Here is a 16056-nt window from a genome sequence, read left to right on the forward strand (position 1 = left end):
GGGTACTCGATGATCGTGGAGCACGGGGTATGGATATCGGAAGAAGGCCGGGAATTCCAACTTCTTGAAAATGTCAAAAACGACTGGATGCCCAAAATACGTCCGGTCCTCGAGTCTTTTGTAGATCGCACGCCTGGATCGTTTATCGAGGATAAGAATTACTCTATGGCCTGGCATTACCGCAACACCGATCCGGATTTTGGACAAAAGCGCGCTTCAGAACTCAACACCGTCCTCACCTCCCTGATCGCCAATGACGACCTGAGTGTACTGAATGGCAATAAAGTCGTTGAAATCAAAAGTAGCAATGTCAATAAGGGTCGGGCGGCCATGCGTATGCTGGCGCGCAAAGACTACGATTTTGTTTTCGCCATAGGCGATGACTGGACCGATGAATTTATGTTTCAGGAGTTACCCGACGAAGCGATTACGGTTAAAGTTGGGCGTATGAAAACCCAGGCAAAATACTTTCTGGAGGGAATTCCGGCGGCCCGTGCTTTAATCAGTCGTTTCACCGAAATATAGCCCATTGAGGGAGATCCAGGTTGTGAAACCCCCGTGAAATTCCTACTTTCCGCTATCATACTCCTGAATTTAAGTAACACTGAAGAAATGAGTTTCGAATGTACTAAAAGCCAGTATCTTATGTTTGGTTACAAAATACTGAAAGCTTTAGTCCTGATCTGTACAGTACTCCCTGGTATTCCGTCCCTCAGCGGACAATCGGAATCCGAGGTTTATCTGTTGGATTTCACAATGGTGGCCGGCGAATTTGAAGTAAGCTCCCCGATCAATATCTCACGGAACCCGGGCTATGATAACCAGCCGTCCTTTCTCGGCGAAGACGACTTGCTCTATGCCAGAACGCGTAATGGCCAAACGGATATCGCGAGGTATTCTCTATCCAAAAAGATTACGGCCTGGTTATCCGAAACCCCCGGAGGCAGCGAATACTCCCCTATTAAGATCCCCGGAAGTAATGCGGTATCTGCGATAAGACTGGATATGGATGGGTTGCAGCGTCTGTACAGCTATCCGTTGGAAGGTGGGCAACCCCAGCTCCTTATCGCCGATTTGAAAATTGGTTATCACTTGTGGTATAGTCCAGAAATTCTGATATGTACAGTCCTTATAGAAGATCGGATGGACCTGGTGGTTGTAAATTTAAAAGATAACAGCCAGTATACTTTCCAGAAAGGCGTGGGCCGATCTTTACATCGCATTCCGGGGTCAAAACGTATAAGTTTTACGGCTTTGGAAGCAGGAGAGATTTTGGTCAAATCCATGGACCCGGAATCCGGATCAACCGCGGTACTAGCTACCCTGCCTGCTGGGGTTCAAGATATGTTCTGGTTGTCGGACGGGACAGTTATATGTGCCAACGGAAACAGACTCCTTGGATATAAACCCGATAAAGAAACACAATGGAGGATACTGCATACATTCCCGCCTGAATTGGGGAGGATCACCAGGATGGCACCCAATCCTGACGGCAATAAACTGGCCCTCACCATTGCACCCGACCCCAGTGTGCCGGTTGACCATCAAATCTATGCCTTTAATTCTAAGGATCTAGAGTCATATATGAAGGCCTTTAGTGATTCTGTGGAGTCCTATGATTTCTCAATCCCGGACACGCCACTTTGCTCAGGAAAAAAAATCCTTAAAAAAGGAACGGACATCGATTTTCTCACCCGGGGGGATGCGAGGTATGAAATCATTCATCGGGCAGTTGTGGGAAATAAAGTTGTGGATCATGTAAATTTGGTTTTTACTTCAACCAATGGGTCAGCTTACCAGAATTACGTAGCTATTTATGAAGTGGAAAACGGATTGATTTCCAGGATTACCTACATTAACCGGGATTAATGAAATTACCCCACAACAAAGGACGTGCGGAAGTCCTGAAGTACAGGATACCCGGTTACTTGTACGCCTACACGGGCCGTTTTGCAGCCGGCACGCAGCCGGTTTTTAATAGTAATATCCAAACATGTTAAAATGAAAAAATTCTACCTTTTATTTACGATCCTCCTCAGTTATCCGTCGGTTCAAGCCCAAACGGACACGCGCATTTACGAGATTATCGATGCCGTTTCCACCGAGCGTATCGAAACAGACATCACTACCCTGGCCGGGTTCGGAACCCGGCATACGTTAAGTGATACTGTTTCTCAAACCCGGGGAATAGGAGCAGCCCGGAGATGGATCAAACAGGAATTTGAGGCCATATCAAAAAGTTGCGGCGGCTGCCTCGAGGTCTTTTATCAGCGAAATCTTGTGAAAGCTTCTGAAAATCAGCGAATTCCGGAAGATGTCTGGGTGGTAAACGTCATCGCCATCCAAAGGGGTAAAAAGCACCCGAATCGCTATATTATGATGAGCGGCGACATCGATTCCCGTGTCAGCGATCCGAATAATGCCACGTCCGATTCTCCGGGTGCCAACGATAATGCGAGTGGTATGGCAGGAACCATGGAAGCCGCCCGTGTACTTTCAAAATACTCTTTTGATAACAGCATCGTCTATGCGGGCCTTTCCGGTGAGGAACAGGGTCTCTTCGGGGGCCGCGGCCTGGCGGCTTATGCCAAGGAAAACAAATGGGAACTCATCGGGGTGATGAACAATGATATGATCGGGAATACTACCGGTGTGGACGGAGTGGTCAGCAACCGTGATTTCCGAATCTTTTCAGAACCTGTACCCCCTACCGAGACCGAAAGGGAGCGGCGTTCCCGACGCTTCTACGGAGGGGAAGTGGATGGGATATCCCGGCAATTGGCGCGATACGTGTACCGCACTACACAGACCTATATGCCTGAAATGAACCCTATGCTGATCTATCGCCTGGATCGATTTGGAAGGGGTGGGCACCACAGGCCCTTTAACGATGAAGGCTTTGCGGGAATCCGTATTATGGAGGCTCACGAGAATTACACCCAGCAGCACCAGGACATTCGGACGGAAAATGGCATCGCTTATGGGGACCTCCTGGAATATGTAGACTTCGGTTATGCAGCCAAGCTCACCGCGGTAAACGCCATTTCCCTGGCTTCACTGGCCTGGGCCCCTCCTGCCCCTGAAAAGGTAGAGATAGGAGGCATTGTGGCACCGGCTGCCCAATTGAGGTGGACACCTGTTGAAGGGGCCTCAGGGTACAAAGTCTACTGGCGCGATACCACTTCGCCAACCTGGGATCACTTTCGCTATGTCGATGAGGCTACAGAGGCCACCCTGGAGGGCATTGTAATCGATAATTTCTTTTTTGGCGTCTCGGCTGTTGGCCCGGATGGGCACGAGAGCCCGGTTGTTTTCCCTTCCGGGGTTTTCAGAAACTGATACATTATGAACTTGCGACACACGGCTTTTGTTCTTTCCCTGGGAATCCTTGCACTGGGGATTTCCTGCGGTCCGCCTGAGAAAAAGGTTTCGGAGATGCGGTTGCCCAATATGGAACGCCTCTTCAATTTCTACGGAGAAAAACAAGCCTCAGGAGCCCTTAAAATACTGGCAGACAGCCTGATGAAAGCCAATGAAGACCTGCAGTCCTCCGAGCTCTTTGTACAAGCCGCCTATGTTTACTGGGAAGGGGGGGAAACGGACTCCGCCATAACCATGCTTCAAAAAGCCATCGACAATGGTATGTCTAACCCCAGAATTCTCGACAAATTTCCAAAGCGCAACAACGCCTTACAGGGAGCGGGTTGGGAGACCCTGCAGGTCCGCCTGGATTCCATAGACAGGGAACTGAAGGAACTCTCGCACTTTGAATTGCGCACAGAAGCCATGGATGCTTTCTGGCCATATTTCAACAGGGCCTTAGAAGATACTTCCCAGGCCCGGGTGCAGTTAAGGACTTTTATCCTTACCGGTCCTCCGGAAGTAAGGGATTTCTACGTGGTGCGTTATGGGAGTATAGACCAGATGTACGGACAAATCATCAATGCTGCCCCGGAGTACTACAAGTATCTGCAGGGCCAATTTAATCCCGATAGCGTGAATCTCGTTAAAGAATCAATCGTCGGTTCCATGACCCGCTTTCGTGAAATATATCCACAGGCCGTTTTTCCCAAGGTCTACATAGTCCCCGGCATCTTGAATTCAGGCGGTACTGCCACTGAAATGGGGATGTTTCTGGGTGGTGATATGTATGGTAAATCTCCGGAAATGCCGACCGGGGAACTCACGGAGTGGCAGGAGGACGCTATTATGAATTTCAGTGATCTGCCGCGGCTCACCATACATGAACTCATGCATTTTCAGCAGAACTACCAGGACGAAGAGCACCGGGAAACACTTCTTTCAGCCATAATCCACGAAGGAGTTTGTGATTTTATGGTGGAATTGTGTTCGGGAGAAAGCCTTGTAAACGATAACCTGGAATTCCTTTCCAATGCCGATAATGAAAACTGGGTTTTTGGGGAACTCGCTGCCGAGCTATTGGAAGAGGACACTTCCAAATGGCTGTACAATGGTGGCAGTATAGAAGATCGGCCGGCTGATCTGGGTTATACCGTGGGCTATTTGATCACCAAATCATATTACGAGCAACATCCCGATAAAAAACAAGCGGTCTACGATTTGTTGAATGCAGACGACCTGACAGAAATTGTAAAAAATAGCAGCTATGCTTACCTTTTAGAAGGTGCAAAACTCGAAAGCTCCAAACCCCTCAACTTATGAAAAAATGCTATGCCTTCTTAGTCTGCCTTGTCGTTATGACCTCTGTATGTGCACAAGAGGCCTTCACCCGTCAGGACAGCCTCAGGGGGAGTATTACCCCCGAACGCGCCTGGTGGGATTTGACCTATTACGACCTGAGCGTTGAGGTAGCTCCAAAATCCCGCAGCCTCACCGGAACCAATATCATTCACTACACCGTATTGACACCCGAATCCAGGATGCAAATAGACCTGCAGCCCCCCCTTGAAATTGAAGCTGTTGTCCAGGGCGGACGCCAACAAACCTTTATACGGGAAGGAAATGTCTATTTCATAACCCTTTCAAAACCTCAGGTTACCGGAGCACGTGAAACCCTGACGATACAGTATTCAGGGGTTCCATTGGAGGCTGCAAATGCCCCATGGGACGGGGGCTTTTCCTGGAGCCAGGATAGTAAAGGCCAGCCTTTTGCCGCGACCTCCTGCCAGGGTCTCGGTGCCAGCGTATGGTGGCCCAACAAGGATCATATGTACGATGAGCCGGACTCGATGGCCATCCGCCTGACCGTTCCCAAACCATTGACGGCAGTGGCCAATGGCCGATTGCAAAAAACAGAAGAGACCGATAAAAGCAAAACCTTCCACTGGTTTGTCAACAATCCGATCAACAACTACGGGGTGAACGCCAATATTGCGGAATACACCCACTTTTCAGGGACTTTTAAAGGTGAAAAAGGACCCCTGGATCTTGATTACTACGTACTTCCGGAGAACCTCGGGAAAGCCAAAGAACAGTTTAATCAGGTTCCCATGATGCTCGAGGCTTTCGAACACTGGTTCGGGCCGTATCCCTTTTATGAGGATAGTTTTAAACTGGTAGAAGTACCTTACCTGGGTATGGAGCATCAGAGTTCCATCACCTATGGAAACGGCTATCAAAATGGGTATTTGGGGAGGGATCTCTCGGGAACCGGCTGGGGGTTGAAGTTTGACTTTATCATCATCCACGAAGCCGGGCATGAGTGGTTTGCCAACAATATCACGTATCGGGATATTGCTGATATGTGGATTCACGAAAGCTTTACTGCTTATTCCGAGAGCCTCTACCTTGATTATCACTTCGGAACAGAAGCCGCCTCGGCCTATGTGATCGGAACCCGCGCAAATATTCGAAACGACAAGCCTATCATCGGTTCCTACAACGTGAATTCGAGAGGTTCAGGGGACATGTATCCCAAGGGGGCGAATATGTTGCATACCCTGAGACAACTCCTCGAGGATGATGCGCTTTGGAGGAGCATACTAAGAGGACTCAATGAGACCTTCTACCACCAAACGGTGACCACACAGCAAATCGAAGCCTATATGAGCGAAAAGAGCGGTAAAGACCTCAGCGCTTTTTTTGATCAGTACCTTCGCACTGCATGGGTTCCCAATCTCGAATACCGCTGGAAAGGGAATATCCTCGAGTATCGCTACCGGGATATCGTACCCGGATTTGATATGCCTGTCCGGGTTTTCGCCGATGAGGACGTGCAATGGATTTTTCCGGCCGCAACATGGAAACAGACCCCGTTTCAGGGGAAACCTGGTCGTTTTGAGGTCGATCCGAATTTCTACATTACATCCACAGCCCTATGATGAAAATATATTGGTACCTCTTGCTGCTGTTTCTCTCCCTTTCCTGTAAGGAGTCTCCACAAAAAGATCATTCAAACCGGACCCTTGTAAAGAATGTCCATATCGTCAATGTGGAAAAGGGAACCGTAGACGAAAACCGCCATATCGTGGTCGAAGCGGATCGAATCCTGCAGATTACGGATGTTTTGCCCACAGGGGAATTCAGTACCGAAATTGACGGGCAGGGGGCATATGTAGTTCCCGGACTCACGGAAATGCACGCCCATATTCCTTCACCCCCTACTTCTGAAAACCGGATAGAAGAAACCCTGTTCCTCTATCTCTCCGGCGGAATTACGACCATTCGGGGGATGCTGGGGCATCCGTATCATTTGGAATTGAGAGAGGCCGTGCGAAAAGGCAATGTCCTGGGTCCCCGCATATTTACTTCAAGTCCTTCTCTGAATGGAAATACGGTAAAGACCCCGGAGGAGGCTATGGAAAAAGTGAGTCAATATGCAGCCGAAGGCTATGATTTTTTAAAAATACACCCGGGGATTCAACGGGGCGTTTTCGATTCCCTGGTGAAAGCTGCCCGTCAGGCGGGAATCCCTTTTGCGGGACATGTTCCCGTTGACGTCGGTATCAGGCACGCTTTGGAAAGCGGGTATGCCACCATAGACCACGTAGATGGTTACCTGGAGGGGCTGGTACCCGGTAACGCAAAGGTCAACCCCACTGAGAATGGCTTTTTCGGCTTTAACTTTACCCAACTGGCGGATACTTCTGGGATTAAAGACCTGGTAGAGCTCACCCGAAAGCAGCAGGTTTGGGTCGTGCCCACCCAAACGCTTTTCGAACGGTGGTTTGCACCAACCCGGGCTGACAGCCTGCTGGCCCAGCCTGAAATGAAATACATGACTCCGGAAACCCTGGCGAACTGGAAGCGCATCAAGGAAGAACAATTGGGTGATCCTTCCTGGGATGAAGAGCAGTGGGCCCTTTTTGACCATATACGTCTCAGGCTTATCCGGGAATTGGCCCGAAATGGCCAAGGACTTTTACTGGGGTCAGATGCCCCCCAACTCTTTAATGTCCCCGGATTCTCCCTGCATCGCGAAATTGCGGCCATGCAGCGCTCCGGGCTTACCCCGGAAGAAATCCTGAGGATGGGCACCCTGGCCCCGGCTCAATTTTTTGGAGCTGAAGCCGAATGGGGGACCGTAGAGGTCGGGAAAGCAGCAGATTTTCTGCTGGTTGAAGCCAACCCGTTAAAAGACCTCAGTACACTCCGCAAAATGAAAGGCCTCATGCTGCAGGGAAAATGGCTCTCCCGGAACCTTATAAATCAAAAACTTGCGGAAATCGCTGAAAATGCGGCTAAACCGAATAATGATTAGGGATAAAAAAGAACGGGGATTTGCGGACGTGATCCCCTACCCCGGATAAACCCACTGTAAGTCGAAAATATGCGTCGAAAGGAATTTTTAAAACTATCGGGACTGGCAGGTCTTAGCGCCGGTCTTTTGCCGGGAACACTTTATTCCCATAAAAACACCATTAAGTTACTCTCTCAAATGACAGATCGGATCGGCATACAGTTATTCTCTTTACCCAGGCTTATGGGGGAGGATCCCAAAAAATCCCTTGAACTCCTCGTGGAAATGGGATATTCTGAAATCGAACTCTACGGGCCGTATCCTTTCAGTGCGGAAAGCAATAAAAAGAGTTGGGAACAGATCACACAGATGCTGGGCTTTTCAGGAAGCGGTTTCTTTGGGCTATCCCAAACAAAATTCCAGGCCTTTTGCAGGGAGCTGGGGCTGAGTATCCCATCCCTGCACACAGATCTGGATACCCTGGAAAACCACATGCCCGCCCTCGGTCAGGCGGCACGGCAATTGGGGGCAAAATACGTGACTCTTCCTGCCATTCCACCGGAGCGGCGCCAGACGCTGGATGATTACATGCGGATGGCCGATACATTTAATACCATAGCAGCGGCTGCTCGCAGTGAGGGAATTCGTTTTGCCTACCACAACCACGGATATGGTCTACAGGAAACCGATGGGGTGATCCCTTTTGAAATGATGCTGGATGCGACAGATCCCAAGGGTGTTTTTCTCGAAATGGACATTTTCTGGACGATTGCCGGCAAGGCAGATCCCATAGCCTATCTGAATAAATACAAGGAACGCTATACGATGATGCACCTCAAGGATATGGTTGAACTCAGGTATTTTTCAGGGGATGGGGGCGATCCCGGCCAATGGGTAGAACTCTTCCCGCTGATGACCTCCACAGGTTCCGGGGTACTGGACCTGGAGGGAATCGTAAATGCGGCTTCTCAGGCAGGCGTAGAACACTTTTTTGTCGAGCAGGATATGGTTTCCAACCCGGAAGTAGCCCTAAAGGAAAGCATTGCGTACCTCAAAGACCTGTAACCTCAAAAAATGCCTTACATGGACACCTCAAAAAATACCGACCTCCTTTTTCTACTATTTTCCCTTTGTATTAGTTGGGGCGCTGCGGCTCAGTTCCTGCTCAAACCAAGCCGGGTTTTCGACGGAAACCAGATACACGATAATTGGGTCGTATTGGTAGAGGCCGCTGAAATTACCTATGCAGGGCCCCTCTCGGGTCTTAAAGTTCCGAAGAACACAGAAATAATCTCCCTGGAAGGCAAGACCTTGTTGCCCGGCCTGATCGAGGGACATTCACACCTGCTGTTACACCCGTATAACGAAACTTCATGGAATGACCAGGTGCTTAAGGAATCAGCTGCAGAGCGCGCCATACGGGGTGCCGTGCATGCCGAAAAATCCCTGATGGCAGGGGTGACTACGATGCGGGACCTAGGTTCTGAAGGTGCCGGCTATGCTGATGTAGCTCTAAAAAAATCAATCGATGCCGGCATTATTCCGGGTCCGAGGCTGCTGGTGGCCGGACCTGCTATTGTAGCGACTGGAGCCTATGGCCCCAAGGGATTTCATGAAGGGGTAGACGTTCCCTTGGGGGCAGAGCACGCCAGTGGGGTCGGAGAAGTCATAGCTGCAGTCCGCAGGCAGATGGGGGGAGGCGCTGATTTTATTAAGATCTATGCCGATTATCGGTGGACTCCCGGAGCCCAGTCCCAGCCTACTTTCCTGCCACAGGAACTGGAAGCCATGGTCCATGCCGCAAAGTCTGCTGGAAAGTATGCTGTAGCCCACGCCAGTACGCCCGAAGGCATGAAACGGGCTATTTTGGCGGGAGTTGAAACCATTGAGCACGGAGATGCGGCCACACAGGATACCTATGAACTGATGAAAGCCAACCAAACAGTCCTATACCCTACCCTTGCAGCGGGAGATGCCATCGAACGGTATAACGGGTGGGACGGAAAAGAAGATACGGATCGTATTCGTCTTAAAAAAGAGAGTTTCGCCCTTGCACTGGCCTCTGGGGTAACCATTGGTTTTGGAGGAGATGTGGGGGTTTATCCACATGGGGAAAATTACCGCGAACTGGAGTTGATGGTAGCTTATGGTATGTCTGCGTCCGCGGTGCTCAAGGCGGCAACAGATATTAATGCCCGAACCTTTCACCTAAAGAGTCTGGGCCGGGTCCGGGACGGGTACCTGGCAGATCTCATTGCAGTTGAAGGCGACCCCACGAAAGATATCCGTGCAATGCGTGCCGTATCTTTTGTCATGCTTAACGGGCAAGTCGTTAAGAAAGACCTTTGAAGCGGGCAACCGCAATGGGCCTTTAAAAGGTTTTGGTGATGACAGCAGCACCATTCGTAATCAAGATCTGGCTTTGACAGCAGCCCATTCTGTTTACAGACTATTGACTGACCCTGCCTCACTATTCCTTCAGGACGGCTTTCGATTTCAGGCGCTGCAGTTCAGCTTCCAATTCTGAAAACCGCTGCTGGGCATCACGGCCCGGCAGCTGATCGGCCTGGTTCATCATGCTGTACAAATAGCGCCATTGATCGGCAAGCATGGGTTGCATATAGATCCCTTCCTCGGTCTGGACCTGAGAGAGTACACCTTCCAGGGTTTTCAGGCGGGTTTGCTCAGATGCCGAAAGGCGCGGTTTGGAATTCAAAGATTCGACTTCCTTTTCCAGGGCCTGTTCAAAGCGATAGGCTTCACTGAGTTTGTCGCGTACAGCCCTTTGAAATTCCACTTGTTGCTTCACGTCTGTTTCGCTCACGCCACCCTCGACAACCCGGGGGTCCATAACCAACTCGAAATCCTGACTTAGCGTCTTATCTCCGTAAACTAATACCGCCTTATAAGCCCCGGGCGGGACCATGGGGCCATTGCGATATTTCCGATTATCATTGGAGTTCCACGGGCCTGCCATCGTCATATCCCAGCGAAATCGGTTCAGCCCCTTATGTTTGGTCAGGGATTCGGAAACCAGAAACTCTGTAAAATTAGTCCCCATATCGCGGCTTACTCCCGAATTCCCATTGGGGATAGAGTCACTCGAAAATGCAGTGAGTACCTGACCGGACGCATTCCTGATTTCAATCTTTACGGGCTGTTCTCCCTTTTCAGGTAAAAAATAGTCCAGGACCACCCCAGCTTTTGGGTAGGAAGGAGTGTCCCCATTCCAGGCTCCGGAAGGGGTCCGGTATCGCATGGTTCTCTCAGGTTTAAAAAGGTAAGGCTCGGAAAGGGCACTTAGGTCTCGTTGCCGCAGTGGACCGATTTGATCGAGGATCCAAAACCCTCGGCCCATCGTGGATAGTGCGAGATCTCCCCGGTGAATTTTAAGGTCGGTAATCGGGGTTACCGGCAGGTTCTGTTGGAAGGACTTCCAGGTCTCACCATCATTAGTGGAGACAAACATCCCATACTCCGTTCCGGCAAAAAGGAGTCCCTCACGCTCAGGGTCCTCCCGGATGACGCGGGTGGGAAAGTCATCTGGAATACCATTGCTTCCCGTCGTGAGGAGCGTCCAGTTTTTTCCGTAATTCTCTGTTTTGTAAATATAAGGTTTGGGGTCTCCAAGGAGGTACCGCAACACGGCCACATAGGCCTTCGCAGGATTGTGAGGTGAAGGCTCCACCGCGTCAACCCGCCCACCGGGGGGAAGGTTGCGGGGCGTTACCTCATCCCAGGTACTGCCCCCATCCCGGGTCACGTGTATGGGTCCGTCATTAGACCCCACCCAGATTACCCCGGCCTGCAGGGGGGATTCCCGTATGGCGTAAATAGTACTGTAAAATTCCTCCCCCGTAATATCCCGGGTAATCGGGGAGCCTGAAATCACCTGCTTATCCGCCTCAAAAGCGGTCAGGTCCGGTGAAATGATTTCCCAGGTTTTTCCTTCATCAGTGGTTTTATGCACATATTGGGAGGTATGGTAAATGACTTTCGGATCGTGTGGGGAGACGTGGATCGGACTGACCCTCTGAAACCTGAATTTCAGATCCCTGGGATTGTGGCCATACATATTTGAGGCCCCTACGTAATAGGATTGTTCCGTACCTGTTCTCTTATTGTAGACCGTAAAACGCCCTTTGCAATTGGAATAAACAATATCCGGATTTGTCGGATGGGGTACCGCAGGCCCGGTTTCACACCCCCCGGTATTCTGAATAAACCCGATCCCAGGAGCCTGCACCCCGTAAGGAGGCATACTAGGGACCGCCACGGTGGAGTAATTGTCCTGTTGCCCGCCATAGAGCCAATAGGGATGCTGATTATCGACTTCTACCTGATAAATTTCAGCGGTAGGCTGGTTGAACTGTGTGGACCAACTCTTCCCTCCATTATGTGTAACGTTCGCCCCCCCGTCATTACTCTGGATAAAGAGGTTCGGGGCGTTGGGATTAATCCACATGTCGTGATTGTCCCCGTGGGGGGGATTCATCCGGTTCCAGTTTTCACCCCCATCTTCGGACTTATAATACCCTGTAGCCATCGCGTAGACCACATCCGGATTCTTGGGATCCACGCGGATATTGGTATAATAAAAAGGCCGCGAACGAATACCGTTATGGGAGGAAACCTGTGTAAAAGACTCCCCCTGATCTATCGATTTATAAAGACCTCCTTCTTTTCCGGGAGCTTCCACAAGCGCATAGACAATCCGGGAATCCGAGGCAGATACTTCGATATCGATTTTCCCAATCAGTTCCTTCGGTAGTCCATTCTCGACCCGGTACCACGTCTTTCCGGCATCGAGGCTTTTATATAGCCCCCCTTCCTTGGCCGTCCCCCCGCTGATGATGGTCCAGGGGGTACGAATGGCTTTCCAGGCCGCTGCAAAAAGGAAATTTGGGTTTGTGGGGAGCATTTCTACATCGGATACTCCCGTTTCCTCTGATATAAACAAAACCCGCGACCATGTTTTCCCTCCATCAGAGGTTTTAAAAAGTCCCCGCTCCGGATTCGACCGGAATGCTTTTCCTATGGCGGCCACGTAAACGGTGTTAAAATCCTCGGGGTGCAGGCGTACCGCCCCGATTTGCCCCACATGCTTTAAGCCGATTTCCATCCAGGAATTCCCGGCATCCACTGATTTATACATCCCCCGACCCTCAATGACATTGCTCCGCAGCCCATCAGACCCCGTTCCCACATAGAGGACGTTCGGATCGTTCTGTGCTACCGCAATCGCACCTATACTGGGTGTCTTAAAATATCCGTCTGAAATATTAAACCACCTGGCCCCATAATCTTCTGACTTCCAGACTCCGCCTCCGGTGGCTCCAAAATAAAAGGTTCCGGGCGAAGTGGCCACCCCGGCCACTGTGGTCACCCGGCCTCCACGGTAAGGACCCGCCTCACGGTATTTCAAAGCGGAATAATCCTGCCCCGAAAGCAAGCCGGCACAGAGGAAGGAAAAGGCTAAAGTGAAAGTGGATCTGAGTCTCATAGTGGATATTTTGTTGCTTTAATAATTCACAATGGAAAGATACATATTGTTCTTAGAAATCATTTGTTCAACCCATTAATCATCCGAATAGCTTCAGGAATTATTACCAGCAGTATTGGCTGAGTTCAAGGTTCAAGGTTTAAGTTCCAAGTTGGCAGTGGCCAGTGGCAGTTGGCAATTAAGGACTTTGATTTCCTTAATATGCTCGCGAAATTTCTGCGCACTGCGACTGCGCACTGAAGACTTTATAGACGGTTTAAAGCTCGAATGTTAAGCTGAAATAAGTTTGTATTTTTTTTATACCTTGGCTTTTTTAAATCTAACGAAAACTTCAAACCTAGTTTCAAATGAAAAACATTTTTACTCTTTTGCTGGCTGCGGGACTGTTTTTTGCCCTGGCTGGTAACACGTATGCTCAGGAAAACCACGGTGGAGCCCTGAATACCTTTGTGAAATTCGGGTCTGATGCGAGTATCGCAGCAAACTACGAATTTCAGGTTGCCAACAATATTACGGTTTCCCCGGAAGCCCGCTTTTGGTTCAGCGGCGAAAATGACATGGCCCTTGGCGGACGGGCGGATTACTACTTTGACAGCCTTTTTGGCCTTCCTGAGCCCTGGGATATCTGGGCTGGGGTAGATGCCGGATTCTTAATTGGAGATGGGGATAGTTTCTCTGTCAACGCTCACGCAGGTGTAGAGTATCGATTTACCAATACCATCGGAATCATTTTGGAATTTGCCGGAGGAGTAACTTCTTCTGGAGGAATTGGTGTCGCCTTTCATCTGTAGCAACATACAGTTAATACATTTAAAAGCCCCGTCGGATGACGGGGCTTTTTTCATTCAGTGGAAATAACGAGAAAGCCGATTAAATCCTTTTCTTACGGGCGCCTTTCCCTTTTGAATTTTCTTAATTGGGTGCTGTTTCCGTAATGAAAGCATCCACATCGGCCTTAAATTTTGCCATAGATGGTTCGTGGGTATACATCATATGCCCGGCCTCATAGTATTTCATAATGATATTTTTCTTGAGTTCCGGGGTTAAACCCATATGGTTGATAGAGTGTTCCACGCCATAAAAAACCGTAGCCAGATCGTAATATCCGTTCAGGATAAGAATTTTTAGGTTTGGGTTTCTCTTCATAGCAGTGGCCATATCCGGTAAAGTACTCACAGCCACCTGGGCATTCCATTGAATATTTCCATCGTGTTTCCAATCCCATTTAAAACCCTCACGGGATCCGGCTGTAGTGGTGTAGGTCCAATCCTTTCGGACACCCAGGTCCCCATAGAGGTATTCTTTATAGGCCGCGATATACGGAGGGGAAATGGCATCGCTTTGGGGATCCGTCTGGGCGGTCTGCCCCAGGAGATCCTCGTTGATCCCGGTAAACCGGGAATCCAGCCGGCCAACGGTCTCCCCTTGTTCGCGAAGCAATTCCTGAAAATACTCCTGGTTCGTCACGCGCAGATCTGCTTTTAACCAATACTCAGTACTCAGCCCTGAATACGCTGACAGTTTTGCCGCCATCGCTTGTTTTTCAGAAGCCGTCAACTGGTCTCCTTTAAGAAGGGCCGGGGCGTATTGCTCTCCTGTAAACTCCCGGACTTCAGTCAGGAAGGCTTCGAGGTTTGTGTTCTTGTTCGCAACGCGGTTGTGATACCAGGCTGTAGCCGCGTAGGTCGGAAAATGAATTAGATAAGCTGTGTCATCTCCGGGGCCGAATAGCAAATGCTGCAATTCAAATACAGCCGAAACCATGATCACACCGTTCATGGCAATTCCCTTGTCCTGCAGGTGTTTCACCAGGCCCGCATTGCGAAAAGTCCCGTAGCTCTCCCCCAGTAAATATTTGGGGGCATTCATCTTCTCTGCCTGGATAAGGTACTGTTCAATAAACAACCCGATACTCCGGATGTCCTGATCCACCCCCCAGAAATCCGCCCATTTTGCCTTGCCTACAGGCCGGCTGAATCCTACCCCCACCGGGTCAATCATGACCAGGTCTGCCTTGTCCAATACCGAATATTCGTTTTTAACGACCTTATAGGGTGCTGGTGCCGTATACCCGGGATCGTTGATGACAATCCGCTTTGGTCCCAGGATCCCGAAATGCAACCAAAAGGAGGCCGAAAGCGGCCCCCCGTTAAAGGCAAAGATAATAGGGCGGTTTTTTCCTCCTGGCAAGGCGTAATGCGTAAATCCGAAATGTGCAATCGGCTCGTCGTTTTCATCCCGTAAAAGGTGGGTCCCCGTAACGGTTCTAAGGGTATAGGTCTTCCCTTTTATGTTGACAGTCTGAGTGGACTCAAAAGTTTCGGGTTCGGGAATCTCATTCGTCCCAGCCGCTTCTTTTTCCTGGGCCGTAAGGGAAATTTGCACAATAGCGATAAGGAGCAAAATGGATAATTTCTTCATAAAGTTGGTTTTGGTTTCGTTTTCTGAAAGATACGTAATTCAGGGCGAGGGAAGGAGTCTCCATGTGTATGCTGCAAAGTCAGTCTCGGGAAAGGATACCTAAAAAGAAAGGACTATTTCAGGTACAACTCGGTAAAATGCTTCATATGCATTCCGGGCAGCATCATTCGCCAGCGGTCCTGTTTTGAGATTATACCCTTTGCCACAAGTCGGGAGCCGTCAACCCATGTGCGATAGATAAGCAGATAGGCTATAATGAGGATCAGGAAAAGCGTAAAACCGATGTACGCCTTTGAGTAGAGAAACAGGACGATTCCAAGTGGTAGAAGAATGGCAATATAGTACACCAGGAGATTGCGCATCAGTTGTCGATTACATACTTAAAGATACGAAATTCAGCATTCCCAAGCTTAGGAAATAAGGGCTTTTTTCACCCTGGGAGAATTGCGCTCTCCGGGGTACATTCCGGGGC

12 protein-coding genes are annotated in these 16056 nt (G+C 49.7%); 9 read left to right on the plus strand and 3 right to left on the minus strand.

All coding sequences use genetic code 11. The features are described from left to right. The 8 genes from otsB to WBV75_RS11910 form a co-directional block, all read left to right on the plus strand. Positions 1–525: trehalose-phosphatase (gene otsB, locus WBV75_RS11875; RefSeq protein ID WP_424120805.1), on the plus strand; the 525-nt coding region annotated here is incomplete at its 5' end. Positions 526–645: 120 nt separating this feature from the next. Beyond that, positions 646–1869, plus strand: a complete 1224-nt coding sequence (locus WBV75_RS11880; RefSeq protein ID WP_424120806.1) for a steroid delta-isomerase — start codon at positions 646–648, stop codon at positions 1867–1869. 132 nt (positions 1870–2001) lie between these two features. Beyond that, positions 2002–3339 carry a M28 family metallopeptidase gene (locus WBV75_RS11885; protein WP_424120807.1) on the plus strand — a complete coding sequence of 446 codons (1338 nt, stop codon included), beginning with the start codon at positions 2002–2004 and terminating at the stop codon, positions 3337–3339. A gap of 6 nt (positions 3340–3345) precedes the next feature. Further along, positions 3346–4683 (plus strand): DUF2268 domain-containing putative Zn-dependent protease, encoded by a 1338-nt coding sequence (locus tag WBV75_RS11890; protein ID WP_424120808.1) that lies wholly within the window; start codon positions 3346–3348, stop codon positions 4681–4683. After that, positions 4680–6302, plus strand: coding sequence for a M1 family metallopeptidase (locus tag WBV75_RS11895; RefSeq protein ID WP_424120809.1), 1623 nt, complete (start codon positions 4680–4682; stop codon positions 6300–6302). The genes WBV75_RS11890 and WBV75_RS11895 overlap by 4 nt, the downstream gene beginning before the upstream one ends. Continuing rightward, positions 6299–7681, plus strand: a complete 1383-nt coding sequence (locus tag WBV75_RS11900) for an amidohydrolase family protein (protein ID WP_424120810.1) — start codon at positions 6299–6301, stop codon at positions 7679–7681. Before WBV75_RS11895 ends, WBV75_RS11900 begins: the two co-directional genes overlap by 4 nt. 69 nt (positions 7682–7750) lie before the next feature. Then, entirely contained in the window at positions 7751–8725 is a 975-nt protein-coding gene (locus WBV75_RS11905) for a sugar phosphate isomerase/epimerase family protein (RefSeq protein WP_424120811.1), read from the plus strand. 18 nt (positions 8726–8743) lie between these two features. Next, a complete protein-coding gene (locus WBV75_RS11910; RefSeq protein ID WP_424120812.1) occupies positions 8744–10009 on the plus strand; it encodes an amidohydrolase family protein in 1266 nt (421 codons plus the stop codon). A 121-nt stretch (positions 10010–10130) separates the two neighbouring features. Here WBV75_RS11910 and WBV75_RS11915 read toward each other — a convergent pair whose 3' ends face one another. Then, entirely contained in the window at positions 10131–13163 is a 3033-nt protein-coding gene (locus tag WBV75_RS11915) for a WD40/YVTN/BNR-like repeat-containing protein (protein ID WP_424120813.1), read from the minus strand. Positions 13164–13510: 347 nt separating this feature from the next. On the opposite strand from WBV75_RS11915, the gene WBV75_RS11920 reads away from it, so the two are divergent. Beyond that, complete coding sequence (locus WBV75_RS11920; protein WP_424120814.1) at positions 13511–13954, plus strand: hypothetical protein; 444 nt, start codon at positions 13511–13513, stop codon at positions 13952–13954. A 121-nt stretch (positions 13955–14075) separates the two neighbouring features. Here WBV75_RS11920 and WBV75_RS11925 read toward each other — a convergent pair whose 3' ends face one another. Further along, positions 14076–15584 (minus strand): S10 family peptidase, encoded by a 1509-nt coding sequence (locus tag WBV75_RS11925; RefSeq protein ID WP_424120815.1) that lies wholly within the window; start codon positions 15582–15584, stop codon positions 14076–14078. Positions 15585–15697: 113 nt separating this feature from the next. Beyond that, positions 15698–15946, minus strand: coding sequence for a hypothetical protein (locus WBV75_RS11930; RefSeq protein ID WP_424120816.1), 249 nt, complete (start codon positions 15944–15946; stop codon positions 15698–15700). Between the last annotated feature and the right edge of the window lie 110 nt (positions 15947–16056).

The sequence above is a fragment of the Robiginitalea sp. genome (assembly GCF_049588695.1).
Classification (GTDB): domain Bacteria; phylum Bacteroidota; class Bacteroidia; order Flavobacteriales; family Flavobacteriaceae; genus Robiginitalea.